25 protein-coding genes are annotated in these 24480 nt (G+C 58.7%); 17 read left to right on the top strand and 8 right to left on the bottom strand.

The genetic code is table 11. The features are described from left to right. The first annotated feature begins 72 nt into the window (after nucleotides 1–72). The 3 genes from P2081_RS15620 to P2081_RS15610 all read left to right on the top strand — a co-directional run bounded on the left by P2081_RS15620 (nucleotide 73) and on the right by P2081_RS15610 (nucleotide 3244). Nucleotides 73–969, top strand: a complete 897-nt coding sequence (locus P2081_RS15620) for a LysR substrate-binding domain-containing protein (protein WP_278923794.1) — start codon at nucleotides 73–75, stop codon at nucleotides 967–969. 1 nt (nucleotide 970) lies between these two features. Then, nucleotides 971–1864, top strand: coding sequence for a LysR substrate-binding domain-containing protein (locus P2081_RS15615; RefSeq protein ID WP_278923793.1), 894 nt, complete (start codon nucleotides 971–973; stop codon nucleotides 1862–1864). 171 nt (nucleotides 1865–2035) lie between these two features. Next, on the top strand, nucleotides 2036–3244 hold the full coding sequence (locus tag P2081_RS15610) for a pyridoxal phosphate-dependent aminotransferase (RefSeq protein ID WP_278923792.1): 1209 nt from the start codon (nucleotides 2036–2038) through the stop codon (nucleotides 3242–3244). A 2-nt stretch (nucleotides 3245–3246) separates the two neighbouring features. Here P2081_RS15610 and P2081_RS15605 read toward each other — a convergent pair whose 3' ends face one another. Next, the gene (locus P2081_RS15605) at nucleotides 3247–3732 is read right to left on the bottom strand and encodes a GNAT family N-acetyltransferase (protein ID WP_278923791.1); all 486 of its coding nucleotides are present in this window, start codon (nucleotides 3730–3732) and stop codon (nucleotides 3247–3249) included. Nucleotides 3733–3922: 190 nt separating this feature from the next. On the opposite strand from P2081_RS15605, the gene P2081_RS15600 reads away from it, so the two are divergent. Further along, nucleotides 3923–5068 carry a trans-sulfuration enzyme family protein gene (locus P2081_RS15600; RefSeq protein ID WP_278923790.1) on the top strand — a complete coding sequence of 382 codons (1146 nt, stop codon included), beginning with the start codon at nucleotides 3923–3925 and terminating at the stop codon, nucleotides 5066–5068. Between the two features lie 32 nt (nucleotides 5069–5100). Here P2081_RS15600 and P2081_RS15595 read toward each other — a convergent pair whose 3' ends face one another. After that, on the bottom strand, nucleotides 5101–6342 hold the full coding sequence (locus P2081_RS15595; protein ID WP_278923789.1) for a lytic murein transglycosylase: 1242 nt from the start codon (nucleotides 6340–6342) through the stop codon (nucleotides 5101–5103). A gap of 178 nt (nucleotides 6343–6520) precedes the next feature. On the opposite strand from P2081_RS15595, the gene P2081_RS15590 reads away from it, so the two are divergent. Both P2081_RS15590 and P2081_RS15585 read left to right on the top strand, forming a co-directional pair. Next, complete coding sequence (locus P2081_RS15590; RefSeq protein WP_278923788.1) at nucleotides 6521–7681, top strand: lytic murein transglycosylase; 1161 nt, start codon at nucleotides 6521–6523, stop codon at nucleotides 7679–7681. Nucleotides 7682–7878: 197 nt separating this feature from the next. Beyond that, a complete protein-coding gene (locus P2081_RS15585; protein ID WP_278923787.1) occupies nucleotides 7879–8250 on the top strand; it encodes a hypothetical protein in 372 nt (123 codons plus the stop codon). A gap of 69 nt (nucleotides 8251–8319) precedes the next feature. Here the strand turns inward: P2081_RS15585 and P2081_RS15580 are convergent, their stop codons facing one another. From P2081_RS15580 to P2081_RS15570, 3 genes are all read right to left on the bottom strand, one after another. Continuing rightward, entirely contained in the window at nucleotides 8320–9870 is a 1551-nt protein-coding gene (locus tag P2081_RS15580; protein WP_278923786.1) for a TRAP transporter large permease, read from the bottom strand. Then, complete coding sequence (locus P2081_RS15575) at nucleotides 9863–10366, bottom strand: TRAP transporter small permease subunit (protein WP_278923785.1); 504 nt, start codon at nucleotides 10364–10366, stop codon at nucleotides 9863–9865. The genes P2081_RS15580 and P2081_RS15575 overlap by 8 nt, the downstream gene beginning before the upstream one ends. A gap of 113 nt (nucleotides 10367–10479) precedes the next feature. Further along, a complete protein-coding gene (locus P2081_RS15570; RefSeq protein ID WP_278923784.1) occupies nucleotides 10480–11565 on the bottom strand; it encodes a TRAP transporter substrate-binding protein in 1086 nt (361 codons plus the stop codon). Between the two features lie 369 nt (nucleotides 11566–11934). Between P2081_RS15570 and P2081_RS15565 the strand changes: the two genes are divergently transcribed. The 5 genes from P2081_RS15565 to P2081_RS15545 all read left to right on the top strand — a co-directional run bounded on the left by P2081_RS15565 (nucleotide 11935) and on the right by P2081_RS15545 (nucleotide 17441). After that, complete coding sequence (locus P2081_RS15565) at nucleotides 11935–13461, top strand: class I adenylate-forming enzyme family protein (RefSeq protein ID WP_278923783.1); 1527 nt, start codon at nucleotides 11935–11937, stop codon at nucleotides 13459–13461. Nucleotides 13462–13539: 78 nt separating this feature from the next. Continuing rightward, nucleotides 13540–14604, top strand: coding sequence for a C4-dicarboxylate TRAP transporter substrate-binding protein (locus P2081_RS15560; RefSeq protein ID WP_278923782.1), 1065 nt, complete (start codon nucleotides 13540–13542; stop codon nucleotides 14602–14604). 83 nt (nucleotides 14605–14687) lie between these two features. Beyond that, nucleotides 14688–15191 (top strand): TRAP transporter small permease, encoded by a 504-nt coding sequence (locus P2081_RS15555; protein ID WP_278923781.1) that lies wholly within the window; start codon nucleotides 14688–14690, stop codon nucleotides 15189–15191. Nucleotides 15192–15238: 47 nt separating this feature from the next. Further along, nucleotides 15239–16579, top strand: a complete 1341-nt coding sequence (locus P2081_RS15550; RefSeq protein WP_278923780.1) for a TRAP transporter large permease — start codon at nucleotides 15239–15241, stop codon at nucleotides 16577–16579. Between the two features lie 67 nt (nucleotides 16580–16646). Then, nucleotides 16647–17441, top strand: a complete 795-nt coding sequence (locus P2081_RS15545) for an IclR family transcriptional regulator (protein WP_278923779.1) — start codon at nucleotides 16647–16649, stop codon at nucleotides 17439–17441. 55 nt (nucleotides 17442–17496) lie between these two features. Here P2081_RS15545 and P2081_RS15540 read toward each other — a convergent pair whose 3' ends face one another. Next, complete coding sequence (locus tag P2081_RS15540) at nucleotides 17497–18018, bottom strand: CBS domain-containing protein (RefSeq protein WP_278923778.1); 522 nt, start codon at nucleotides 18016–18018, stop codon at nucleotides 17497–17499. A 97-nt stretch (nucleotides 18019–18115) separates the two neighbouring features. Between P2081_RS15540 and P2081_RS15535 the strand changes: the two genes are divergently transcribed. Then, on the top strand, nucleotides 18116–18304 hold the full coding sequence (locus P2081_RS15535; protein ID WP_278923777.1) for a hypothetical protein: 189 nt from the start codon (nucleotides 18116–18118) through the stop codon (nucleotides 18302–18304). Between the two features lie 88 nt (nucleotides 18305–18392). Here the strand turns inward: P2081_RS15535 and nqrM are convergent, their stop codons facing one another. Together nqrM and P2081_RS15525 are read right to left on the bottom strand one after the other, a co-directional pair. Then, entirely contained in the window at nucleotides 18393–18641 is a 249-nt protein-coding gene (gene nqrM / locus P2081_RS15530) for a (Na+)-NQR maturation NqrM (protein ID WP_278923776.1), read from the bottom strand. Between the two features lie 14 nt (nucleotides 18642–18655). Beyond that, nucleotides 18656–19681 (bottom strand): FAD:protein FMN transferase, encoded by a 1026-nt coding sequence (locus P2081_RS15525; RefSeq protein WP_278923775.1) that lies wholly within the window; start codon nucleotides 19679–19681, stop codon nucleotides 18656–18658. A 196-nt stretch (nucleotides 19682–19877) separates the two neighbouring features. On the opposite strand from P2081_RS15525, the gene P2081_RS15520 reads away from it, so the two are divergent. The 5 genes from P2081_RS15520 to nqrE are packed head-to-tail and all read left to right on the top strand — an operon-like array spanning nucleotide 19878 to nucleotide 24479. Further along, the gene (locus P2081_RS15520; RefSeq protein WP_278923774.1) at nucleotides 19878–21215 is read left to right on the top strand and encodes a Na(+)-translocating NADH-quinone reductase subunit A; all 1338 of its coding nucleotides are present in this window, start codon (nucleotides 19878–19880) and stop codon (nucleotides 21213–21215) included. Nucleotides 21216–21219: 4 nt separating this feature from the next. Beyond that, on the top strand, nucleotides 21220–22419 hold the full coding sequence (locus P2081_RS15515) for an NADH:ubiquinone reductase (Na(+)-transporting) subunit B (protein WP_278923773.1): 1200 nt from the start codon (nucleotides 21220–21222) through the stop codon (nucleotides 22417–22419). Then, on the top strand, nucleotides 22412–23218 hold the full coding sequence (locus tag P2081_RS15510) for a Na(+)-translocating NADH-quinone reductase subunit C (RefSeq protein ID WP_278923772.1): 807 nt from the start codon (nucleotides 22412–22414) through the stop codon (nucleotides 23216–23218). The genes P2081_RS15515 and P2081_RS15510 overlap by 8 nt, the downstream gene beginning before the upstream one ends. Further along, nucleotides 23218–23871, top strand: a complete 654-nt coding sequence (locus P2081_RS15505) for an NADH:ubiquinone reductase (Na(+)-transporting) subunit D (protein ID WP_278923771.1) — start codon at nucleotides 23218–23220, stop codon at nucleotides 23869–23871. Before P2081_RS15510 ends, P2081_RS15505 begins: the two co-directional genes overlap by 1 nt. Beyond that, a complete protein-coding gene (gene nqrE / locus P2081_RS15500; protein ID WP_278923770.1) occupies nucleotides 23871–24479 on the top strand; it encodes an NADH:ubiquinone reductase (Na(+)-transporting) subunit E in 609 nt (202 codons plus the stop codon). Before P2081_RS15505 ends, nqrE begins: the two co-directional genes overlap by 1 nt. The last annotated feature ends 1 nt before the right edge of the window (nucleotide 24480 follow it).

Raw genomic sequence — 24480 nt, 5'->3', positions numbered from 1 at the left:
TTTCCGATAAATCACACGGAGATCGCCAAATTGCACATGAAACTAAATCCTAAAGGTATGAGGTCAAATCATATGATTGCGCCGCGCCGCTTCTTGCCGTCGATATCCTCTCTGCTGGCACTGGAGGCGGTTGACCGGCTGGGCAGTGCCTCAGCGGCGGCAGAGGACCTGAACCTGACCCAGAGCGCGATCAGTCGTCAGCTCAAGCAGTTGGAACAGCAGATGGAGGTTGATCTGATCGACCGGGATCAAATGCGGATGCAGCTGACGCCGGGTGGGGTGAATTATGCGCGCGAAGCCCGCGATATCTTGTCCCGACTGGCCCAGGCTTCGGTCAAGCTGCGGGCGAATCCAACGGGGGGAAGCCTGAATCTGTCGATCCTGGCCTCATTCGGGCTGCATTGGCTGGCGCCGCGGCTGAAGGATTTTGTCGGTCAGCATCCGGGCATTACCGTGAACCTGCAGACCCATAACCTGCCGTTCAGTTTTGACACCAGCACCGCGCAGGCGGCGATCCACTATGGCAGCCGTGATTGGCCGGGGGTGGGGTACATGCCCTTGATGCCCAAACATGTGCTGCCGGTCTGCGCCCCAGACCTGCTGACAGCACCGCTTGCGGCGGTGGCGGATCTGCTGGAATACCCTTTGTTGCATCTGGCAACCCACCCCGACAGTTGGGAACAATGGTTTGCCCATCATGATGTCGCGGCACCGCGCTTGCAGGGGATGTTGTTTGACCAATCCTCGGCCATGACCCAGGCGGCAGTACATGGGCTGGGCATTGCCTTGCTGCCGACGTTTCTGGCCGAAAGCGAAATCGCCGAAGGCAGGCTTTGTCTTGCCATTGACGGCCCGGCGGTGACATTGGGAGAGTATTTTCTGGTCTGGCCCCGCGACCGGGTGGATGATGACCCGTTGATTCAGTTCCGCAGCTGGCTGCAGGGCCAGATCCCACCGCAGGAGGCCTGATATGCGCTTGCCCAGTCTTACCCATTTGCGCTGCTTTGACAGTGCCGCCCGCCATCAAAGTTTCACCGCCGCTGGTGAAGAAATCGGCCTGACGCAAAGCGCCATCAGCAAGAAGGTCAAAGAGCTGGAGGTCGATCTTGGCTTTGCCCTGTTTCAAAGGGTCGGGCGCGGGGTGGTCTTGACCCCGGCAGGGGCCGGTCTGGCGGCGGATCTGGCGCAGAACCTTGGTGCGCTGCGCAATACCGTGCAAAAGGCGGTGGCGGCGGGGGGAGGGCGCAGCGCGCTGCGGATTGCTGTCTTGCCGACCTTTGCGAATCGCTGGCTGATCCCCCGGTTGCCAGACTTTTTTGCCCGCCACCCCGAGATAGAGCTGAACCTGTCGACACGGTTGCAACCCTTTGATTTTGCGCGTGACCCCTTTGATTTGGCGATCCACTATGGGCGCGACAACTGGCCCGGTGCCCGCATGGTGGCCCTGTTTGGTGAGCAGATGGTGCCGGTTGCCGCGCCGCAGCTCTATGCTGATCACGCATTGGATGATCGCGCCAGTCTGCCACTGGTGCCGCTGGTGCATCTGGACAGCCGCAGTGGTGCCTGGGGCGATTGGTTCCGCGAGGCCGAAGTGGACGGGCAGCCCCGTCAGGATGGGCGTTATTTTGATCAGTATTCGATGGTCATTGGTGCGGCCGTGGCTGGGCTGGGGGCGGCGATTGTCCCCTTTGACATGATCGCCCAAGAGCTGGAGGCAGGGACACTGAAACAGCTTCCAGGCCCTGGCTTGCGCTCTAACAAGCAGTATTATCTGGTGCGCCCGCATGGCGGGGCAGCAGAGCCGGTGCAGCAATTCGAGGCCTGGATTACCCGGCAGTTGCGCCAGCACCCAGTCGGGTCGTAACGCGGATCCTGCGGTGGCGAAAAACCGGCCCAGATAAGCAGTGCCTTACCCAGTCGGTTTTGGAATGCACTGGGTCCGGTTTGGCGATTGGTTTCCGGGTCGATCCTGACCTAGAATTGGCACTGCTGCCCCCGGCATTGTGCCGGGGCTTTCTCATGGTAGGACGCCATCATGTCAGATTTTCGCCGGGCCAGCCGTATTGATGCCATCGAAGTTTCAGAGATATTGCAGATCGGCGCTCGCGCAGCGGCGCTGAAACAGCAGGGGCGACCGGTGATTGTACTGGGCGCAGGCGAGCCGGATTTTGATACGCCCGATTGGATCAAGACGGCGGCCATGGATGCAATCCAAGCCGGAGATACCAAATACACCGCCCTTGGCGGCACCCCGGCCTTGAAGCAGGCGATCCAGGCCAAGTTCCTGCGTGATCAGGGGCTAGAGTATGCTGCGGATGAAATCATAGTTTCTACCGGGGCGAAACAGGTGCTGTACAATGCCTTCATGGCCAGCCTGGAACCGGGGGATGAGGTGATCGTGCCGGCACCTTACTGGAGCTCTTATGTCGATATTATCGCGCTGGCTGGCGGCAGGCCGGTGCTGGTGCCCTGCGGCGCAGAGACCGGGTTTCGCATGACGACGGCGCAGTTGCAGCAGGCGCTTAGCCCGCGCACGCGCTGGGTTTTGTTCAACTCTCCCTCTAATCCGTCGGGTGCGGCCTATAGTGCGGCAGAGTATGCGCCGCTGCTGGAGCTGTTGCTGCAGTACCCGGATGTCTGGATCATGGCCGATGATATGTACGAACATCTGGTCTATGACGGGTTCGATTTTGCCACCCCCGCAGCGGTGGAGCCTCGGCTGAAAGAGCGCTGCCTGACCATCAATGGTGTGTCAAAAGCCTATGCGATGACGGGCTGGCGCATTGGCTATGCCGGGGGACCCGCCGCTTTGATTTCGGCGATGGCGGTGATTCAGGGGCAGGCGACATCCTGTGCATCTTCGGTATCGCAGGCGGCGGCCGTGGCGGCGCTGAACGGCCCGCAAGATATCCTGCAAGAGCGTCTTGCCAGCTTTCAGGCGCGGCGGGATCTGGTGGTTGATGGGCTGAACGCGATACCTGGACTTAGCTGTCCGCGACCGGAGGGTGCCTTTTATGCCTTTGCCAGTTGCTCAGGCGTTCTGGGGCGGCGCACCCCGGCGGGAGATCTGTTGCAAAGTGACGCGGATTTTTGCGCCTATGTGCTGGATCACCACGATGTGGCCATGGTGCCGGGGCGCGCCTTTGGCTTGTCGCCCTATTTTCGGATTTCCTATGCCACCAGCGAGGCGGAATTGCGCCAAGCGCTGACGCGTCTTGGTCATGCGGTGGCGCAGCTGACCTGAGGCTATAGCTGTTTTTGCATCAGGATCAGATCCAGCCACTGATCCCATTTACGCCCGACCTGCGGCATCAGCCCGGCGTGGCGAAAGCCAAGGGCGCTGTGAAAGGCGACGGCCTTGGGGTTGGCGCTGCTGATCCCGGCCACCAGCACATGCACATCCTGCGCCCTTGCGCGTTCTTCCAGATGTTGCATCAAGGACCGCCCCAGGCCCCGGCCCTGGGCTGCAGGCATTAGTTGGATCGAATGTTCTTGTGTGTGGCGATACCCCGGACCATTGCGAAAGGGGCCATAGGTGGCAAAGCCCATGACGCGGTCATCGATCTGGGCCACCAGAAAGGGCGGCGGGTCGCTGCGCAGGCGGTTGGCAATCTCATCTGGGTGGCGTTCCTGGGTGGTGAAGGTAAACAAGGTGTCGCGGATCAGGCGATTGGCAATGTCGGCAATCTGCACCGCATCTTGGGGGCCTGCCTGGCGGATCAGGGTGGGCATGGCGGCATCTATCCTCTGTGCCTTTTCGGGAATGCAATCTGGACCATGGGTGGTGTCAAAGCTCAAGCCTGTTTGCGGGGCAGTGGTTGTTTTCACCCTGCGTCTGGGCAGGTTTTGGCCGGAAAGCAATTGAACTTGGCTGGGGCACACTTCAAAGATATGCCGAAACAGACAGCGGAGGGCCCGGACGATGCAGCGCAATGATATGAAACCAGCCACAATTGCTGCCCAGGCGGCGGGGGCCATTGATCTGGCTAGCGGTGGCGTGGTGCCCCCCATTCAGCCCTCAACCACCTTTGTGCGCGACCGGGATTATCAACTGGTGAACGAGGATAATGTCTATCTGCGTTCGCATAATGATGCGGTGCGGTTGGGCGAAGAGATCCTGTCCCGTCTGGAGGGGGCCGAGGATACGCAGTTGTTTCCTTCGGGAATGGCGGCGATTGCCGCCGTGTTTCGCACCGTGCCAAATGGCGGTGCGGTGATCGTACAGTCGGGGATCTACTGGGGCACCACCAAATGGATCCGCGACTTTTGCAGCCGCCGCGACATTACCCTGCACGAGGTCGACGCCAGCGATACAGGCGCGCTGCAGGAGCTGTGCGCCGGGCTTGAGGCGCAGCTTGTGTTTGTTGAAACCCCGTCAAACCCCTGGCTGAAAACGGTTGATATCACTGCCGCAAAGGCCTGCGCCGAAAGCTGTGGCGCATTCTTGGTTGTCGACAGTACGGCGGCGACGCCGTTGCTGAGCCGGCCTCTGGCGTTGGGGGCTGATCTGGTGATGCATTCCGCCACCAAGGTGATCAACGGCCACTCTGATGTGTTGGGCGGCGTGCTGAGCACCCGTGCACGTACCCCCGTGTGGGAGGCGATCTGCATGGATCGCAACGAGGCAGGCGCCGTCATGGGCCCGTTTGAGGCCTGGCTTTTGGTGCGCAGCATGCGCACCCTGCCACTGCGGGTAGAAAAGATGTGTGCCAATGCCATGACCGTGGCGGAATTCCTTGCCGCCCACCCCGAGGTCGAAGAGGTTCTCTACCCCGGTCTGCCCAGCCACGAAGGTCATGACCTGGCAGCGCGGCAGATGCAGGGTGGGTATGGGTTCTTGATGTCCTTCCTGGTCAAGGGCGGGCGCGCAGCCGCCTTGGCGGTGGCGGGGCGGCTGAACCTGTTTCACCGCGCCACATCGCTGGGCGGCGTCGAAAGCCTGGTTGAACATCGCCACACAATTGAGCCGCATACGGGCATTCCTGAAAACCTGTTGCGGATCTCAATCGGGATTGAGGATGTCGATGACTTGATCGCGGATCTGTCGCAGGCGCTGCAGGGTGGCTGACCACCCGTCAGTGCCAAGTGTTGCGGTGCGGATCAGTTCGACGCCAGTGTTTTCATCGACCGATCCGGGAAGCAGCTGGGGGCGGTTCCAGATGCTTCCTGCCAGCGCCCGAGAGAGCGGCGGGTTTTGAAGCCGACCAGCCCGTCGGCACCGCCGACATCATGGCCGAGCGCTTCTAGCCCCCGCTGCATCGCGGCCACGTCAGAGCGGTAAAGCCTGTCCAGCCGACCCCAGCTGGCGGCGAAATCGCCCACCCCGTATTGGATGCGATCCCCCACATGGCCGACAAAAAGCGCGTAGAGATCGCTTTTGTTGTAGTCCTTCAGCACATAAAAGTTGCGGGTGACCAGAAAGGCTGGCCCATGCCGTCCGGCGGGCAGCATCAAGAAACCCTGCTCGGCGCGTTCCTTCGCGGGAAAGGCGCGTCCAGAGACACGTTTGATGCCCAGCTTTTCCCAATCGGCAATGGTGCGGCCCTGATCCGGGCCTTCCAGCGCGCAGGACACTGAAGTGGGGAGGGTGACCTCGAACCCCCAGTCACGGCCGCTTTGCCAGCCGTGCTGCGCAAGGAAATACCCGATCGACATCAGCGTATCCGCCTCTGAGTTCCAGATATCGGCGCGTCCGTCACCGTTACCATCCGCTGCATATTGCAGATAGTTGCGCGGCATGAACTGCGGCTGGCCCAGGGCGCCGGCCCAGCTGCTTTTCATGGTGCTGGGATCTGCGTGTTTTCCCTGTGCAATTTGTAGCGCGGCGATCAGCTCAGCTCGGAAATAGGATGCGCGGGTGCTCATGAAGGCCTTGGTACCCAGTACACGAAACACATTATGCGGGATCTTGGCCCGGCCATAGGCGCTCTCGCGGCCCCAGATCGCCAGGACTATTCGGCCAGGCACCCCGGTATTGGCCTCAACCTTTGCAAGGGTGGTGGCATGGATCCGTGCCATTTGCCGCCCCGTATTGCTGGCGCTTTGCACCGCACCGGGGCTGAAATATTTGGCAGGGGTGCCAAATTCGGCCTGGCGCTGCTGTTTTGGCACCTCTGGACTGGCACCGGGGGGCACCAGATCGGGGAGATCCCAGTTTAGGGCCACTTCGGCAAAGGCGCGTTTGAATGTCCGGCGAGAGACACCTGCGGTCTTGGCCTCGGGCCAGATGTCTTGCTGCAACCAGGTTTGAAACTGGCGCTCCACTTTGGCGCGGTTTTGCGCTGTTGCCATCAGGGGCAGCAGACACAGGCACAGTGCAAAGAGAACAGGGCGGGTGAACATCGGCGCGGGCTCCGTGGCGTCATTATCTTGGCTGGCAGGCTAGCGCAGCTGGGGTCGATTTGCACGTTGTCAGATTGCACCCTCGGCGAGGAGACGCCCAGAGGTTGGCGCCTGGCTTGCGATAGATTGCAAGTGGATCAAGATGCGGTAGGGTGAAGAAAAAATAGCGAGCAGAGATATGAGTTTTACCAAGGATATAAGCCGACGCAGCTTTGGATTTGGCCTTGCCGCCTTTGGCTTGGTGGCCTGTAGCAATGTCACCCAGGCCAATCAGGGCAGTGTGCCTGCCGCCAAGGCGGGACTGCCGCCAGATCTGCGCCCGACGGCCAATACGGGCTATGACGCCTGGGTCGCCAGTTTTCAAAAACGTGCCCGTGATCAGGGCATCTCCGATGCCACCATGCGGGCCGGGTTTCGCGGTGCTGGCTATCTGCCCGGCGTTATCAAGCGCGACCGCAACCAGACCGAATTCAAACGCACGCTGGAAGATTATCTGTCGATTGCGGTGTCCGATGAACGGGTCTCGAAGGGTCGCGCCGCCTATCAGCGGCATCAAGCCACGCTTAAATCGCTCGAGGCGAAATACGGCGTAGATGCTTCGATCATCACCGCCATCTGGGGGCTTGAAAGCTTTTATGGCGAAAGGCGCGGCGATGTGCCGGTGATTTCAGCCACCTCGACGCTGGCATATGATGGGCGGCGCGGTGCGTTTTTTGAAAAGCAGTTGATCGCGGCGCTGAAGATTCTGCAGAACGGCGATATTTCAGCGTCGAAAATGACTGGCAGCTGGGCCGGGGCCATGGGCCATACCCAGTTTATTCCAACATCTTATCAGGCTTTTGCGGTTGATTTCACCGGGGATGGGCGGCGTGATATCTGGTCCGAAGACCCCGCGGATGCGCTGGCCTCTACCGCTGCCTATCTGGCGCGCAACGGCTGGAGCCGCGGGCAAAGCTGGGGGCGGGAGGTCACTGGCGCGGCGGCAGCGGGGGCGCTGCAACCACAGCCCGGCGGACCGAGCTTTGCAGTGACTGGCAATTTTCGCGCCATCAAGCGCTATAACAATTCGGATGCCTATGCCATCGGGGTAGGGCATCTGGCAGACCGGATCGCCGGTGGCGCCCCTTTGCGCGGTAAATTTCCGCCTGATGCCAACGGTTTGACCAAGGATGACCGAGTGGAGCTGCAAAAGCGCCTGACTGCCAAGGGCTTTGACACGGACGGCGCTGATGGGGTGCTTGGCCCCAAAAGCCAGGCGGCAATCAGCGCCTATCAGGCCAGCATTGGCCAGCCTACGACCGGGGTTCCTTCACTTGAAATGCTGCTCGCTCTGAAATAAGGCGCAGGCCTTTTACGACTTTGGCCGGTCTTTTGTGGCTTGCAAGGTCAGTCCCGAGTGGGGGCTGGCCTTGGTCTGTTGGCGCCGTAAAACTATCGTAAAAATCTCGTGCTGTTGACCGAGCGATGCAAATTCTGGCGGCGTTTGGTGTATTATCTCGCCTGTTGCGCAAGCTATATAGATCAGGAGGTATAAACATGAAGCGTAATTATCTTGCGGCTTTTGTTGGCTGCCTTATCTCACTGGCGCCGCTGATGGCACAGGCTGGACCCTTTAAGCAGATAAGATCACAGAATGAATTCGTTGATCGTATCGTAGACAAAAGCCTGACCGCTGAATGGGGCAAAATGGTCATCCATTCCGATGGCAAGATTTCCGGCACTGTTGGCAGTCAAAAGATGGTTGGTGCGTGGAACTGGCAAGGCAGGTACTGGTGCCGCAACGTTCGAATTGGAAAACAGGAAGAAAGAGGAACCGATTGCCAGAAGATCAGTGTTGATGGCAACCAGGTGGAGTTTATTCGCGATAAAGGTCGGGGAGAACCGGGCGTCCTGACTATTGGCAATTGATCTCGTGCCGGTGATGCCAGAGTGGCGGGTCAGGACCATTGGATCCTGACCCTATTTTCATTCCACGCCTTAGAACATCACACTGGGCAGATAGGTGGCGATCGCCGGCAAGAACCAGATCAGCGCCACGGCGATAATCTGGATCAGGATAAAGGGCATCACGCCGCCATAGATATGGCCGGTGGTGATTTCCTTCGGTGCTGCACCGCGCAGGTAGAACAGCGAAAAGCCAAAGGGCGGCGTCAGGAAAGAGGTCTGCAGGTTGATTGCAATCAGCACTGATAGCCAGACCGGATCATGCCCCATGATCATCAGCGTGGGCATCACCAGCGGCAGCACAATCACCGAGATTTCGACGAAATCGAGGAAGAAGCCCAGCACAAAGATGAACAGCATCGAAAAGACCAGGGCTCCGATGGCGCCGCCGGGCATTGATGACAGCAATTCATGCACCCGATCTTCGCCGCCAAGCCCGATGAACACGAGCGAAAAGATCCCGGCCGCCAACATGGTGGCAAAAATCATCGAGGTCATGGTGAGGGTGGAATTCAGCGCCGGTTGCAGTACCTTTTGCACAACCATGCTGCGCAGGGCGAGGGCAATGGCCACCAGTCCGGCCAGAGCCAGCACCATATAGGCACCGCCAAGCAGATAGCTGCCCAGCCCCAGATCGCTGCGTTGCAGTCGCACCGGAAAGATCCCGGCGCCAATGGCAAGCAGGACAAGGCTGACGGTGCCAATCAGGATCAGGCGACGATTCGCGCCATTTTTGACAGCTGCGATCAAGGCGGCACCGATACCGCCAACGGCAGCCGCCTCGGTTGGGGAGGCAATGCCGCTGAGAATTGCGCCCAGCACCGCAAGAATTAGCAGGATGGCAGGCAGAATCGCCTGGGCCACTTCGCTCAGGGGCGGGCGTGGCATGTTGGCGGGGGCAGGGGGCATGTCCTGGGGCCGGATCCAGCCGCGCGCCAGCACATAAAGGATATAAAGCCCAACCAGTGTCAGCCCTGGCAATAGCGCCGCAGCAAAGATCTGCCCGACGGAAATGGTTTCGATGGTGAATTTGCCCTGCTCGTACTGCGCCTGCTGATAGGCATTTGACACTACATCCGACAGGATGATCAGCAGGGTCGAAGGCGGGATGATCTGCCCTAGCGTGCCGGCCGAACAGACCAGCCCAGAGGCCACGCGCGGATCATAGCCCGCCCGCAGCATGGTGGGCAGGGCGATCATGCCCATGGCCACCACAGTGGCACCGACGATCCCGGTTGATGCCGCCAACAGCATGCCTACCAGAATCACCGAAATGCCAAGCCCGCCGCGCAGCTGCCCAAAAGAGCGCCCCATGGTATCCAGCATATCCTCGGCGATGCGGCTTTTCTCTAGAATAGCCCCCATCAGCACGAATAGCGGAATGGCGATCAGCACATTGTTGGTCAGCAGGCCAAAGATCCGCTGTGACATCGCGCCCAGCAGCCCAAGGTTCATTGCCCCCATAGACCAGCCAACAATGGCAAAAATGATCGCTGTACCGGCAATGGAAAAGGCCACCGGAAAGCCTGACAGAATGGCCACCATCAGGGCGCCAAACATTAGCAGATCAAGATATTCAGCCATCACGGGTCTCAGTCTTTAAAAGGATGCGCAGCACGCAGGACAGGGATTGCAAGAGCACCAGAATGCAAAAGGCAGGGATCAGGCTTTTCAGCAGAAACACGGCCTTGATGCCGCCAACGGAAATCGGCCCTTCCAGAATTTTCCACGAGTTGGAGACCGCAGGCCAGGACCAGTAGAGCAGCATCAGCATCGCTGGCGTCAGCAGGAATAGATGGCCAAACAGATCAATGCGGTCTTTGCCGCGTTGGCTGAGTTTGTCGTAAAAGATATCCACCCGGACATGGCCATCCTGCAGCAGGGTATAGCCCGCCCCCAGCATGAACAGGGTGGCATGCATATAGAGCACCGATTCCTGCGCTGCGATCGAGGAATAGCCAAAGACAAAGCGCGCAATCACAATCAGGAACTGCGCCATAAGCATCGCCAGCGCCAGCCAGCGCACAAGCGTGCCGGTGGTACGGCTGATGCCGTCCAACATTGAGATTAATCGCTGCATCTCTGTCCCATCTTTTGCCTGGCTCCGGTTCGTTATGGCCCCGAAAGGCCGTATTGAAAAAAATCCGGCGCGAGAGACCCGCACCGGATAGCTAGCTTTATGTTTTCAGACTCTTAGTAGCCTAGCGCCTTGGCACGGGCGTTCATCTGGCCGTTGTCTGCATAGCTCATATAAGACCCAACAGAATCGCGGTAGGCAAGGAAGCTCTGGGTGATGCGGCGCACCAGCTCGTCGTCATCCTCGGCCAGTTCCGCCATCACTTCGTCGGCGGCAGAAGCCATGGCCGCCAGCACATCATCGGGCAGTTTCTTGACCTTGACGCCTTCGTTGTCGACCATCTGCTTCAGCGCCTGGGCGTGTTTGGTGGTGTATTCGGTCCAGACCGGATTGTAGAGGCTTTCGCAGGCAAAGCTGACAGCCTGCTGCAGGTCTTCGGGCAGTTCCGCGTAGGCGGTTGCGTTGACGCCGCATTCCTCGGCCGAGGATGGTTCGCCGACACCGGGCCAGTAGTAGTTTTTCGCTACCTGATAGAAACCCATGGCGCTGTCGCTCCAGGGGCCGATGAATTCGCCGGCATCCAGCGCACCAGTCTGCAGCGCCTGGAACATGTCGCGCGGCCCCATGGACTGCACGGCCATGCCGATCTTGGAACACATCTCCGAAGCGAGGCCGGTGGTGCGGAACTTCAGCCCTTTCAGATCATCAAGAGAGTTGATTTCATTGCGGAACCAGCCCTGCCACTGCGGGCCAGAGTTGCCACAGAGGAAGGGTTTCAGGTTGAAGCGGCCATAGATTTCATCATACAGCGCCTGACCGCCACCATGGTAGAGCCAGCCAAACTGTTCATCTGCGCGCAGGCCAAAAGGCTGCGAGCCAAACAGCAACATACCTTTGGATTTGGAACCCCAATAGGCGGGGACCGCATGGTACAGCTCGGCCGTGCCTTCGGAAACCGCGTCAAAGACACCGCGTCCGGGTACTAGCTCGCCAGCGGCGTGCAGCTTTACCTCAATACGGCCACTGGATAGTGTGGTGATCCGATCCGCCAGCATCTGCGCGGCCACGCCGGGTCCAGGCAGGTTTTTGGGCCAGGCGGTGACCATGTTCCATTGGCGCACGCCCTGCGCAGTAGCAGGGGCCGCAAGGGTGCTGGCTGCGGCGCCTGCGGCACCAATCTTGATAAAGTCTCTGCGTTTCATGTCTGTCTCTATCCCTGAAGATTTTTATTAAGCATACGCATGAAATTTTTAAGTCTGCACATAAAAAATGTCAATTCGCCTTTGATGTGGGCAAGCACTTTAGTGTCTGGGGCGGTCAGATGCCCGGGCGACAAGGTGGCGTGACCCTTGATCTATTGGGCCGGGCAGAGGGCTGTCTGGTTGTGATTATATTTTCAGCGGCCTGGCATTTGGGCGGTAGCGCGGCTGAGGTGTATTTCACTATGACGCTGTAAATTCCACATATTGAAATTTTCAACCTGGGGCGCTATACTTGGTATCAGCCTCTTCCCGTCCTGGTCGGGGCTAGAGGCCAGGCTATTAGGTCATCCATATGAGAGAGGGACGCCCATGCAGACCCGCATCCATCACGCCATGAATGGCGCTGCGACGGCACAGCCAGATGCGCTTGCAATGATCGATTTTGCAGACCAGGCCTATAGCTGGGCCGATTTGGCTGCGGCTAGTGCAGAGGCCAGGGCAGTGTTGCAGGACCGCGGGGTCGGGCCAGGGGATCGGGTGGTCCTTGTCTTTGAAAACAGTCTGGAGGCCTGCGCCTTCCTTTTTGCCATCAGTCAGCTGGACGCCGTCGCGGTGCCGTTGAATGCGCGACTCACCCATGCCGAACTGGATCGGCTGATCACCCATAGCGACCCCAGCGTGGTGGTGTTTTGCCACGCCGCGTCTGAGGCGGCCATAACCCATGGCAAGGCCTATTCCGCGCGGTCAGAGCGGGGGCGCTATGGTGCGGTGGGCCTGTTTCAGCGGCGTGGCAATCGGCCGGAACCCTGTTCTGACGACCCAAATGAACAGGTGGCGCTGCTGCTGTATACCTCGGGGTCCACGGGGGCGCCCAAAGCGGCGATGCTGACACATCAAAATCTAATTTCTGCGGCGGAGGCGACGGTCAAGGTGCGAGGCATGCTGTCCGAGGACGTGACCTTTCTGGCGCTGCCGCTTTCACATATCTTTGGGTTGGTCACATTTTTGTCGATTTGCGGGTCCATGGGAAAGGTGCGACTTGAAGCACGGTTTTCGGTCGAACGGCTTTTTGCTGCGCTGCAACGTGATGTGACGATGCTGCCAGCGGTGCCGCAGATGCATGCGCTACTGTTTCACTATGCCCGCGGGCAAAACAAAAACAGTTATGAAGGCGGATGCCTGCGCTTTGTTTCCTCTGGCGGGGCGCCGCTGGATCCTGTCTGGAAGCGTGAGGCCGAGGCCTTTTATGGCCTTCCCCTGCAAAACGGCTATGGGCTGACCGAAGGTGCCGCCGGGGTCTGTAGCACCCAGAATCAGCTGGGCGACCCGGATGTAAGCGTCGGCTACCCGATGCAGGGCAGTCGGCTGCAGCTGGATTTTGATGCCATAGGCGCCACCCCTGCTGAAGGTATTGGTGAAATTCTGGTGGCCGGGCCGCAGGTCATGAAGGGCTATTTCCGCGACCCAGAGCAAAGCGCCAGGGTTCTGACCAAAGACGGCTTTGTTCGAACCGGTGATCTGGGGGTATTGGATGCGCAGCAGCGGCTGCATATCGTTGGCCGTTCAAAAGAACTGATCTTCCGCTCTGGCCGCAATGTCTACCCGGCCGAGGTCGAAGCGGCGCTGACCGATCACCCCGAGGTCATCATGGCGGGGGTTGTGGGGAGGCCGGCGACGGGCAACGAAGAGGTGCTCGCCTTTGTTAAAGTGGCGCCGAACTGCCGCCTGTGCGAGGAGGATTTGGCGGCCTTTGTTCATGATCGCCTTGCCCCCTATAAACGCCCGACCCGGATCATTTTGGCGCAGAAGTTGCCGGTGGCGCCAACCGGTAAGATTCTCAAATCAAAATTGATTTCGTCTTTCACGGACCAGCTCTTGCGGGAAGTCACTGTGTGAACGCAAATTCTACTATGCAGAAGTGTGTTCTGTATGTTAGCTAGAATCAAATGTCGTCTCGGGGAGGAGATTTTGACTATGCGTTTTGTGAAAACCACAATGGGGGCCGCCGCTGTTGCCCTGTCCATGGGCGGCGTTGCAGCAGCCCAGACCACCATTTTCTATGGCCATAGCGGCCCGGCCCGCGGCACTGTGCCTGCAGCGTTGAAATGGTTCGATGGCCGGATCGGTGAACTGTCCGACGGCGATCTGAAACTGGATGTGCAATGGGGCGGTGCCCTGTTCAAGGCCTCTGCCTCGGTGCAGTCGATCGGTGATGGCGTTGCGGATGCGGGGTCGATCATTTCGGCCTATTTCCAAAAGGAAATGGCGGCTTATTCGCTGGCAGATCTGCCCCTGGGCGGCCCGAACCCCTGGGTTGGCCTGCGCGCCACTGACCACCTGATGCGCACGGTGCCAGAGATCACGGAAAACCTGGCCCGCCAAAATTTGGTCTATATCGGCACCTTCACCGCTTCGGATGTGAATGTCGCCTGCAAGGGCGGTGAGATCACATCGATTGCAGATATCGCAGGCAAGAAGGTGCGCGGCGCTGGCGTCTACGGCAAGGTCTTTGGCGAGCTGGGCGCCACCATGGTCAACCTAAGCGTTTATGATGCTTATCAAGGGCTTGATACCGGGTTGATCGATTGTACCCAGGGCTATTCCTACATCGTTCCGGCGCTGAAATGGCATGAGGTCATCGACAGCTACACGGTGCTGAACTGGGGCCAGATCGGCGGCTACGGCATGTTCATGAACAAGTATAGCTATGATGCGCTGAGCGATGAGCAAAAGGCGGTGATGACCCAGGCAGGCACCGAGCTGGCCGATAAATTCGCCCAGATCGTCATTGGCGCCAATTCCAAGGCGCTGGCGGCAATGCGGGCGGATGAATATGACCGCCCCGTCAAGGTAATCGAGGTCTCTGTCGAAGAGCGCGCAGCCCTGAACGCAGCCACTGAACCCTTTTTGCAGGACTGGAAAGACAACGCCGCCAGCGTTGGGCTGAACCCGGATCACATGATCGAGGTCTATACCCAGGCTGTGGCTGATTTCACCGCCGAGTTCGAGGCCAAGGGCTACCCTTGGGAGCGCAACTGAGCCGCGCCCGAACCTGATGCGCCGGGGCAGGAGCAGTCCTGCCCCGATGTTTCAACTTTCAACATATGGCAAAGGTGGCAGGTATGCTGGACCGGATCGAAAAAATCTGTATCGACGTGGCAACGGCAGCGATTATTCTACTGGCTTTGATGATCTTTGCCGATGTGATTGCCCTGAACCTGTTTCACGCCTCGGTGCCGGATGCGGTGATCATCGTGCGTGAATTGATGGTGCTGGCCATCATTATGCCGCTGGCGGCTGCCACCACCCAGCGGGCGCATATCGCAGTTGAATTCTTGACCAATATGCTGCCACCGCGTCTGGTGGATTATTTTGTGGTCTTTGGCACCTTCTTCGGGGTCTTTGCCCTGACGCCGCTTATCTATGCGGGCGGGAAGGAGCTGATGCATCAGATCAATACTGGCAGCGCCTTTTATGGGGATCTCAACCTGCCACAATGGCCAGGGAGACTGGCCTTTGTGATTGGCATTGCGCTGTGTTGGCTGCGGCTGCTGATGATGGGCTGCAGCGATATTGTCACCCTCTGGCGTGGCGGCAGGTTAGCCTTGGACGCTGCGGGCAACTAAGCGACACGCCCCTTTCGTAGACCTCTTTAATATCGGGAATAGATGTAATGGATCCGGCAACGATTGGATTGGTGGCCTTTGGCCTGATGCTGGTGCTCCTGGCGATGCGGGTGCCGATTGCCTTTGCGCTGATCGGCGTGGCGACTATGGCGGCCTTTAGCATTTTCGCCTTCAGAACCGGAACCTTCATGCCCGAGCGCGCCATCCGGGCGACTGCGTCTCTGGTGTTTTCGAACTCTTTCGATCTGGTGCATAGCTTTGATTTGTCGATGATTCCGCTGTTTGTGGCGCTTGGCAATATCGCCTATCGGGCAGGTATCACCACGGCGGTCTACAATTCGGCCAAGGTTTGGTTGGTGCGCCAGCGTGGTGGGCTGGCGGTGGCTTCGGTCATGGGCTGTGGCGGGTTTTCCGCCATCACCGGATCTAGCCTGGCCTGTGCCTCGACCATGGGCAAGATCTGCACGCCGGAGATGCTGCGCCTTGGTTATGATCCGCGTCTGGCGACGGCAAGCGTGGCAGCGGGTGGCACATTGGGGTCGCTGATCCCACCAAGCATCCTGTTCATCATCTACGCCATCTTCACAGAAACATCCGTCAGCAAACTGTTTCTGGCGGGGGTGCTACCGGGGCTGTTGACGCTGGCGGGCTTTGTGTTGGTGATCTGGGCCTGGATCCAGGTTAATCCCAGACTTGTGCCCGAACGTGGTGCAGCGGCCAGCTTTGGCGAGAAAATGGCGGCCGCCCGCGAGGCATGGCCTGCGGCACTGATCTTTGTGATCATCGTGGTGGGGATCTATGGCGGGTTTTTCACCGCTACGGCGGCGGCCGCGGTGAGTGTCGTGATCACCACCCTCATCGGCTTTGGCCAAAGACGCCTGACCTTGCAGGGCCTGTGGGAAGCGGTGCGTGAAACCTGTGTGCAGACCGCTGCGATCTTTGTGGTGGCTGCCGGGGCCAAGATCTTTGTTGCCGCCATCGCCCTGACCGGCATGGCGCCAGCACTGGTGCAGGCGGTGGCCGATGCACAGCTGTCGCCCATGGTTCTGCTGCTGTGTATCTGTGCTGTCTATCTGATGCTGGGCATGTTCCTTGATCCCATTGGCATCATGGTTCTGACCCTGCCTTTGGTGGTGCCTCTGGTCGAATCCTACGGCATGAACCTGATCTGGTTTGGCGTTGTGGTGGTCAAGCTGCTGGAAATCGGCCTGATCACCCCACCAGTGGGGCTGAATGTCTTTGTCCTGTCGAATGTGGTGGGCCGAGCGGCACCGATTGGCACCGTTTTTGCCGGCATCTGGCGGTTTCTTTGCGTTGATGTGCTGGTTCTCGCACTCATTGTGGGCTTTCCGTCGATTTCGCTTGTGTTGTCGATGACAGCAAGATGAACAGGCTTTTTCATTGGCTTTAATTTCGATAAGTTGGAATTTCTAACCATGGCTAGGACTTGAGGCAATGTCAGAACTGAAAGACGATAAGCGATTTGCCAATACCCTGGCGCGTGGTCTCAATGTGTTGCGGGCCTTTGGGCCTAATGACGATGGACTTGGAAATCTTGAAATATCAGAGCGCACGGGCCTGCCGCGTTCCACTGTTTCACGGCTGACCTTCACGCTCTGCGCGCTTGGTTATCTGACCCATGGACATCACCATGACAAATATCGGCTGGGGCCTGCCGCACTGGCGCTTGGCAATATCGCGGGGGCTTCTTTTGGCTTTGTGGAAACTGCTGGGCCGATCATGCAAAGGCTGGCGGATGCTACCAAAACGCTGACCGGGGTGGCAATTCAGGACGATGGCAAGATGCTGATCGTCAAGACTTGGCGGCCGCGCAATTCAACCACCATCTGGCTGAATGTGGGCTACCGGATGCCGATCCTGGCCTCGTCTACCGGGGCGGCCTTTCTGGGGGCCCTGGGGCGGAGCGAGCTGACCAAACTGACCCAATCCATGACGCCGCAGGATCAAAGCCAATACCAAGAGGCCTGGGCCGAGGCGCAGTCCGGCCTGCTTAGCGATGGCTATGCCTTTGTGCGCGGAGAGCAGCGTTTCAATACCTCGATCAACGCCATAGCCGCGCCCTACCGTCCGTCAGAATTTGGCGAACCGGTCTCCTTTCTGAGCGGTGCGCGCACCGTCGATCTGACGGATGAATTGATAACCGAGAGCGTCGGGCCGGCGCTGGTGACTGCGGTGCAGGAATTGTTGCATATCACCGGGCGCCGCTTTCCGATCCTCTCGGAGGACTGATCCCGCGCGCCATGCCCCCGCCCACTGGCACAGAGTGGGAGCGAAAGAAGAGCGCTTAGCCAACAATCATTTGTTTCAGTTGCAGCGCTTCGTACTCCAGCTCTTGCAGGCGGTAGTTCACCACATCGCCAACCGTCAGCATACCGCAAATTTTGCCCTGCGAGATCACCGGCATATGGCGAAAGCGCCCTTCGGTCATGCGCCGCAGTACCGTCACAAGAGGATCAGCCGGGGCGCAGGTTTCCACTGATCGTGTCATATTGTCGGCGACCGTTTGCGGCAGGGTCTGGCCGGGCGTTTCCGCAAGTTTGCGCACGATGTCGCGCTCTGACAGGATGCCGTCGAGCCCGCCTTCGGTATTGGTGACCAAGAGCGCACCAATTCTGCGATCTCGCAGAACTTTGACAGCGGTGCTGATCGTGTCTTTGGGAGAGATCGTGTAGACTGTGCTGCCCTTGCGCGCGATCAGTTTTTCAACTGTGGCCGTCTCTTGCGCGATATTGCTATCGACAGACTGGCTGTGACTGGCCTGTTTGGGGTGGTCGCCCACGTGGGGCGCCTGATATGAGCTTGGCATGTTGAAATGCTCCCTTTTGGTTGCGGTGCTTGGGTTGTCTCATGGTGCTGTGCCGTGCCATTCAGCTTAGACGACAAAATACCAATGGGGAAATACCTTGCTTGCCTCGCAGATCACTCTGACGCCTCTTGTTGCCACGGTTCTGATATTTCTGGCGGTGCTTGCGGGCAATCGCTATCGCCGCGTTTGGAAGGCAGAGGGGCCGCGCTGGCAGCTTTGGCTGTTTGGTCTGCTGGCAGCTGGGGCGCTGTTGCTACTGGCCTTTGTGCCGATGCAGGCGTCGTGACAGCCGGCTGAACGTCGGGGCAGACACAGCAAAAAGGCGACCCAAGGGGCCGCCTGTTATGCATGGGTCTGGCAATCAGCTGGGCAGATCAGGGCTTGGCCTGCATCTCTGCTTCCATTTGTTCCACCATCTTCCGGGCACGCTTACACTGTAATTTGTCACGCAGTGGGCTGTCGGGATCGATATCCTTGGCGCAGACAACGCATTTATCGGCGCCGGAAATGGCGTTCAGCCCGCCGCAGCTGCCCTTGATGGTCTTGCCCATCAACAAGACCCCCAGCGACATGCCCAGCATGACAAGTGTCAAAAGCCCAAAGGTAAACAGGAAAGTGGTCATGGGATCTGTGCCTTCTATTGCTCTGCCTGCAGTTTCGCGAACTGGGTGCTGACGGTGGTTTCAAACCCTGTTTCACCAGAATCGGGCTGACGTGCAATGAACAAAACCGCGAGTCCCTCTGCCTCGGCGATGGGCAGCCCACGGTCCTGACCCAAGGCCAGCAGTGCGGTGGCCCAGCCATCGGCCATCATGGCAGAATCGGCCAGCACGGTGACAGAGGCTGTTCCATGGGTGATTGGGCGGCCTGTGACCGCGTCGATGATATGGGAATAGCGTATGCCATCCTGTTCAAAATAATTGCGGTAATCGCCGGATGTCGCCATGCCAAGCCCAGAGACATCGACAATTTCTTCAATCGTCTGGGCTGCGGCATCAGGGCGTTCAATGCCGATGCGCCAGCTGGCACCATTCGGATTCTGGCCTGCGGTGACCAGATCGCCGCCGATTTCGACCATATAGTCGTGCAGTCCTGCCGCCTGTAGTGCGGCCGCGACTTGATCTACCCCATAGCCCTTGGCGATGGCGGCCAAGTAGACTGAAGTATCAGGCAGGCTCTTGCGTAGGCTGTTGGGGGCCGTTGACAGCGACAGGATCTTGTCCTGACCAATCACCGCCAGCGCCGCCTGGATCTTTGCGTCCGACGGCACCGGGCTGTCGGCGTTGCGCGCCCCAAAGCCCCAGATTTCAATCAGCGGGCCAAGGGTGACGTCAAACAGCTTCTCGCTTTTGCGGTGGATCTCGGTGGCGGCACGCATCACCTTGGCCAGTTCCGGCGAGATCTTGACCGGGTCGGTCACGGCGGCGGCGTTGAAGCGCGAAATTTCTGAACTGGGGTCCCAATTGGACATCTGCGCATTGACCTGATCCAGCGCCTGAGTGATCGCATCCTGCACTACATCTGGTGAAAGCGCAGCGGTCTTGTCTACCGCGACGATATTATAGGTTGTGCCCATTGTTTCACCGCTGAAGGTCAGAGTGACCGGATCCGACTTGCAGGCGGCAAGCAGAACCATCAGAGCAACAAGAAAGAGCCGAGCCATTTGTTCACCTACCCTTGAAACGCCCTCCTATTGTACGCTATTCGCGGCCCTGTCAATCAAGCCTCGGTGGGCCTGATCTGACACTTTTGCATTTTTCCAGTGGGAACTTGGTCCAGATCAGACTATTTGCAGGCCGAATCCGAACAACGGCCACGATGTGTTGGTTCTGACCGATAGCAGAGAAGAAGAGATAGAGTTGCGGCATTACAAGCTACAAAAAGGACTCGAACTTCCGGTTGAAGGCGCGCCTTCGCAGGAAGTTCATATGGGTCCGGCAGTCAGGACCGTTGCCCTGCTGGGCAGCGATTACCTGGGTCTGAAACCCCGTCTCGCGGTGCAAGAAGGCGATGTGGTCGCCGCTGGCACCCCGATCTTTGCCCATAAAGACACCCCTGAGGTGCAGGTGGTCTCGCCAGTGGCAGGCCGTGTGAAAGCGATCAACCGGGGTGCACGCCGGGTGCTGATCAGCGTTGAAATCGAAGTGGACGCCGCGGCGGCTGATCCGGTTGATTTCTCGGCGGTGGGCGATATCACCACCCCCGAAGGTCTGGCAGAGCGGCTCTGTGCTGCGGGTCTGTGGACCTCGTTCCGCAGTCGGCCCTATTCCAAGGTGCCCAGCCTCGAAGCCCGCCCGGCCGCGATCTATGTCACCGCAATGGAATCGGAACCTCTGGCGCCAGAGGCGGCGGTAATCATTCAGGAGGCCGCCGAAGATTTTGCCAATGGCCTGCGCGCGATCAGCCGATTGAGCGAGGGCAAAACCTATCTATGCCAAACGCCCGGAACTGCGATTCCCAGCGTGGATGAGGTCGACGTCGCCACCTTTGACGGCCCGCATCCTGCAGGTCTGGCTGGCACCCACATGCATTTCATCGAGCCGCCCACCGCGACCAAGACGGTCTGGAGCATCGGCTACCAGGATGTGATCGCCATTGGCCGGTTGCTGAGCACTGGCCAGATCAATGCCGAACGCGTCGTGGCGCTGTCAGGTCCGCTGCTGCGCAATCCGCGCCTGCTGCGCACCATTGCTGGTGCCTCTATGGAAGAGCTGCTGGCCGGTGAGCTGGACAGCACTGAAAACGTGCGGATGATTTCTGGCTCGATCCTGTCGGGGCGCGCTGGTGCCGGGCTGGATGGCTATCTGGGGCGTTATGCGCGGCAGATCACCGTGATCGAAGAAGACAAGAAACAGATCCCGCTGGGCTGGATTCGCCCGATGGCCAGCAAATACGCGGTGCAGCCGGTGCTGGGATCGCTGTTTTCCAAGAAGCTCTATGCGCTGACATCAAACCTGAACGGAGGACGGCGTGCCATGGTGCCCACCGGCACCTTTGAACGGCTGATGCCGCAGGACTATCTGCCAACGCAGCTGTTGCGCGCGCTTTTGGTGATGGATACCGACCAGGCCCAGGCGCTGGGTGCGCTGGAGTTGGACGAAGAAGATCTCGGGCTGGTCGGCTTTGCCTGCCCGGCAAAATACGAATACGGACTGGCGCTGCGCGACAGTCTGACGAAGATCGAAAAGGAGGGATAGTCTCTTGGGTCTCCGTAACTTTTTTGACCGCATTGAGCCGAACTTTACCAAGGGCGGCAAATGGGAAAAGCTCTTCCCCATCTACGAGATGGTCGAGAGCTTTCTCTACACACCAAAGACGGTCACCACCGCAGCACCCCATGCGCGGTCCTATATCGATATGAAGCGGATCATGACCTATGTGGTCATCGCAACGATCCCTTGTATCCTCTTTGGTCTTTATAACACCGGCTTGCAGGTCAATACCGCGCTAGGCGCCTATGAGGCCACGGGCTGGCGTGTTGCTGTGCTGGAATTCCTTGGCATCGGCTTTGACCCCAGCAATCCGCTGGTCAATATGGCGCATGGGCTGCTGTATTTCCTGCCGATCTATATCACCACGCTGGTAGTGGGCGGTATCTGGGAAGTGATCTTTGCCACCGTGCGCGGGCATGAGGTCAACGAAGGCTTCCTGGTGACTTCGATGCTTTATGCACTGATCGTGCCGGCCAGCATTCCGTTGTGGCAGGTTGCGCTCGGCATTTCCTTTGGCGTTGTGATCGGCAAAGAAGTCTTTGGCGGCACCGGCAAGAACTTCCTCAACCCGGCGTTGACTGGGCGGGCCTTCCTGTATTTTGCCTATCCGGCCTATATGTCCGGCGATAGCATCTGGACGCCTGTAGACGGATTTTCCGGTGCCACCGCGCTGTCGATCTCGGCCTCGTCCGGGTTTGACCAGCTGGCGGCCAATGGGATGGAATGGATGGATGCCTTTATCGGCACCATTCAGGGGTCTTTTGGCGAAACTTCGACCCTGGCCTGCATGATTGGTCTGGCCTTCCTGTTGATCACCAAGATTGCCAACTGGCGCCTTGTTCTGGGCTGCATGGCGGGCATGGTGAGCTTTTCGCTGCTGCTGAACGCCATTGGGTCTGACAGCAACCCGATGTTTGCCATGCCCTGGTATTGGCATCTGGTCACCGGTGGTTTTGCCTTTGGCCTGGTCTTCATGGTGACGGAACCTGTGTCGGCCAGCCATACCAATGCGGGTCGCTACATCTATGGTGCGCTGATTGGCTTCATGGTGGTGATGATCCGGGTGATCAACCCGGCCTTCCCCGAAGGCATGATGCTCGCCATTCTGTTCGGCAACGTCTTTGCGCCGCTGATCGACCATTTTGTCGTGCAGGCCAATATCAAACGGAGAGCGAAGCGTTATGTCTGAGCAAACCAACAAAGGTGCCATCCGCCGTTTTCTGGAGGCTTCGCCGGATTCGACGGGTAAAACCCTGTTTGTGGCTGTGGCACTCTGCCTCTGTGCCTCGATGATCGTGTCGGCGGCTGCGGTTGCCTTGCGACCGACGCAGGAAGCCAACAAGCTGAAAGACAAGCAGATCAATATTTTGCAGGTCGCGGGGCTTTATGAGCCAGGCATGGATATCACCGAAGCCTTTGGCGCCTCGTTTGAACCGCGGGTGCTGGAGCTGGCAACCGGGCGATTTACGGATCAGTTTGATGTGGCCGAATTCGACGACCGCGCTGCGGCGGATGATCCGGCTACCTCGATCAAGCTGGACGAAGATCCGGCCTCGATTGGGCGGCAGTCAAAATACATGACCGTCTATCTGCTGAAAGATGCGGCTGGCGCGGTCGACAAGGTGATCCTGCCGCTGCATGGCTATGGTCTGTGGTCGACGCTTTATGGCTTTATCGCTGTGGAAGAAAACGGCAATGACATCTTTGGTCTGCAATTCTACAGCCATGCTGAAACCCCCGGCCTGGGCGCCGAGGTCGACAACCCGCGCTGGAAAGCGCAGTGGCAGGGTAAGCGCCTGACGGATGACAGCGGTGAGCTGCAAATCACCGTCGCCAAGACAGCGCCCGCCGCTGGCAAAGAGTTCCATGTGGATGCCCTGTCGGGTGCCACGCTGACCTCGGCTGGTGTTGATAATCTGGTACGCTTCTGGATGGGCGAAACCGGTTATGCCCCCTTCCTTGCCAATCTCAAAGCAGGAGATATCTGATGGCCCAGACACGTAGGGAAATGCTGCTCGACCCATTGGTCGACAACAACCCGATTACCCTGCAGGTGCTTGGCATCTGTTCTGCTCTGGCGGTGACCTCTTCGCTGAAAGTGGCGCTGGTAATGACAATTGCGGTGACGCTGGTGACGGCGTTTTCATCGATGTTCATTTCGGTGCTGCGCAACCAGATCCCCAGCTCTATCCGCATTATTGTGCAGATGGTGATTATTGCATCCTTGGTGATCCTGGTGGATCAGGTGCTCAAGGCCTACGCCTTTGAGATTTCAAAAACCCTGTCGGTTTTTGTCGGCTTGATCATTACCAACTGCATCGTGATGGGCCGGGCCGAAGCCTTTGCCATGAAGAACCCTCCGGTGGCTTCGTTCATTGACGGGATTGGCAATGGGTTGGGCTATGGCTTGATCTTGATGCTGGTTGGTTTTGTTCGCGAACTGTTTGGCGCGGGCTCGCTGTTCGGCGTGACCATCCTGGAGACCGTGAACAACGGCGGCTGGTATGTGCCGAACGGGATGCTGCTGCTGCCACCTTCGGCCTTTTTCATCATTGGTCTTTTGATCTGGGCCTTCCGCTCCTGGAAACCTGAACAGGTGGAAGCGCGTGAACATAAAATCCAAGTAGTCGAGGCCCACTGATGGAAGCGCTCCTCTCTCTTGCGGTCAAGGCGATCTTTGTTGAAAACCTGGCCCTCTCCTTCTTCCTTGGCATGTGTACCTTCATTGCCGTTTCGAAGAAAATTCCCACCGCTATCGGCCTGGGTATCTCGGTGATGATCGTGCAGGCGATCACCGTGCCGGCCAACAACCTGATCCTGACCTACCTGCTGGCGCCCGGCGCGCTGGCTTGGGCTGGCTTTCCCGATGTGGATCTGACCTTCCTGGGTCTGATTTCCTATATCGGCGTTATCGCGGCGCTGGTGCAGATCCTGGAAATGGTTTTGGATAAATATTTCCCGCCGCTTTACAATGCGTTGGGGATCTTTCTGCCGTTGATCACCGTGAACTGCGCCATTCTTGGTGGGTCCTTGTTCATGGTGGAACGCGACTATGGTTTTGCCGAGGCAGCGACCTATGGCCTGTCTTCCGGCTTTGGCTGGGCCCTGGCCATCACCGCCATGGCAGGCGTGCGCGAAAAGCTGAAATATTCTGACATTCCTGATGGATTGCAGGGGCTTGGCATTACCTTCATCACCGCTGGACTGATGGCTATGGCCTTCATGTCCTTCAGCGGCGTGAAACTGTAAG

The organism is Pseudophaeobacter profundi (assembly GCF_029697505.1).
Classification (GTDB): domain Bacteria; phylum Pseudomonadota; class Alphaproteobacteria; order Rhodobacterales; family Rhodobacteraceae; genus Pseudophaeobacter; species Pseudophaeobacter profundi.
The sequence above is the reverse complement of the archived record's forward strand: the minus strand, read 5'-3'. Positions and strand labels throughout refer to the sequence as shown.

Bases quoted from the DNA above. Each gene is read 5' to 3' on its own strand.
- P2081_RS15555 (WP_278923781.1), top strand. From the start codon at position 14,688: ATGCTGGACCGGATCGAAAAAATCTGTATCGACGTGGCAACGGCAGCG.
- P2081_RS15560 (WP_278923782.1), top strand. From the start codon at position 13,540: ATGCGTTTTGTGAAAACCACAATGGGGGCCGCCGCTGTTGCCCTGTCC.
- P2081_RS15545 (WP_278923779.1), top strand. From the start codon at position 16,647: ATGTCAGAACTGAAAGACGATAAGCGATTTGCCAATACCCTGGCGCGT.
- P2081_RS15600 (WP_278923790.1), top strand. From the start codon at position 3,923: ATGCAGCGCAATGATATGAAACCAGCCACAATTGCTGCCCAGGCGGCG.
- P2081_RS15565 (WP_278923783.1), top strand. From the start codon at position 11,935: ATGCAGACCCGCATCCATCACGCCATGAATGGCGCTGCGACGGCACAG.
- P2081_RS15595 (WP_278923789.1), bottom strand. From the start codon at position 6,342: ATGTTCACCCGCCCTGTTCTCTTTGCACTGTGCCTGTGTCTGCTGCCC.
- P2081_RS15580 (WP_278923786.1), bottom strand. From the start codon at position 9,870: ATGGCTGAATATCTTGATCTGCTAATGTTTGGCGCCCTGATGGTGGCC.
- P2081_RS15540 (WP_278923778.1), bottom strand. From the start codon at position 18,018: ATGCCAAGCTCATATCAGGCGCCCCACGTGGGCGACCACCCCAAACAG.
- P2081_RS15620 (WP_278923794.1), top strand. From the start codon at position 73: ATGATTGCGCCGCGCCGCTTCTTGCCGTCGATATCCTCTCTGCTGGCA.
- nqrM (WP_278923776.1), bottom strand. From the start codon at position 18,641: ATGACCACTTTCCTGTTTACCTTTGGGCTTTTGACACTTGTCATGCTG.
- P2081_RS15590 (WP_278923788.1), top strand. From the start codon at position 6,521: ATGAGTTTTACCAAGGATATAAGCCGACGCAGCTTTGGATTTGGCCTT.
- P2081_RS15510 (WP_278923772.1), top strand. From the start codon at position 22,412: ATGTCTGAGCAAACCAACAAAGGTGCCATCCGCCGTTTTCTGGAGGCT.
- P2081_RS15615 (WP_278923793.1), top strand. From the start codon at position 971: ATGCGCTTGCCCAGTCTTACCCATTTGCGCTGCTTTGACAGTGCCGCC.
- P2081_RS15575 (WP_278923785.1), bottom strand. From the start codon at position 10,366: ATGCAGCGATTAATCTCAATGTTGGACGGCATCAGCCGTACCACCGGC.
- P2081_RS15605 (WP_278923791.1), bottom strand. From the start codon at position 3,732: ATGCCCACCCTGATCCGCCAGGCAGGCCCCCAAGATGCGGTGCAGATT.
- P2081_RS15505 (WP_278923771.1), top strand. From the start codon at position 23,218: ATGGCCCAGACACGTAGGGAAATGCTGCTCGACCCATTGGTCGACAAC.
- P2081_RS15610 (WP_278923792.1), top strand. From the start codon at position 2,036: ATGTCAGATTTTCGCCGGGCCAGCCGTATTGATGCCATCGAAGTTTCA.
- P2081_RS15570 (WP_278923784.1), bottom strand. From the start codon at position 11,565: ATGAAACGCAGAGACTTTATCAAGATTGGTGCCGCAGGCGCCGCAGCC.
- P2081_RS15585 (WP_278923787.1), top strand. From the start codon at position 7,879: ATGAAGCGTAATTATCTTGCGGCTTTTGTTGGCTGCCTTATCTCACTG.
- P2081_RS15550 (WP_278923780.1), top strand. From the start codon at position 15,239: ATGGATCCGGCAACGATTGGATTGGTGGCCTTTGGCCTGATGCTGGTG.
- nqrE (WP_278923770.1), top strand. From the start codon at position 23,871: ATGGAAGCGCTCCTCTCTCTTGCGGTCAAGGCGATCTTTGTTGAAAAC.
- P2081_RS15525 (WP_278923775.1), bottom strand. From the start codon at position 19,681: ATGGCTCGGCTCTTTCTTGTTGCTCTGATGGTTCTGCTTGCCGCCTGC.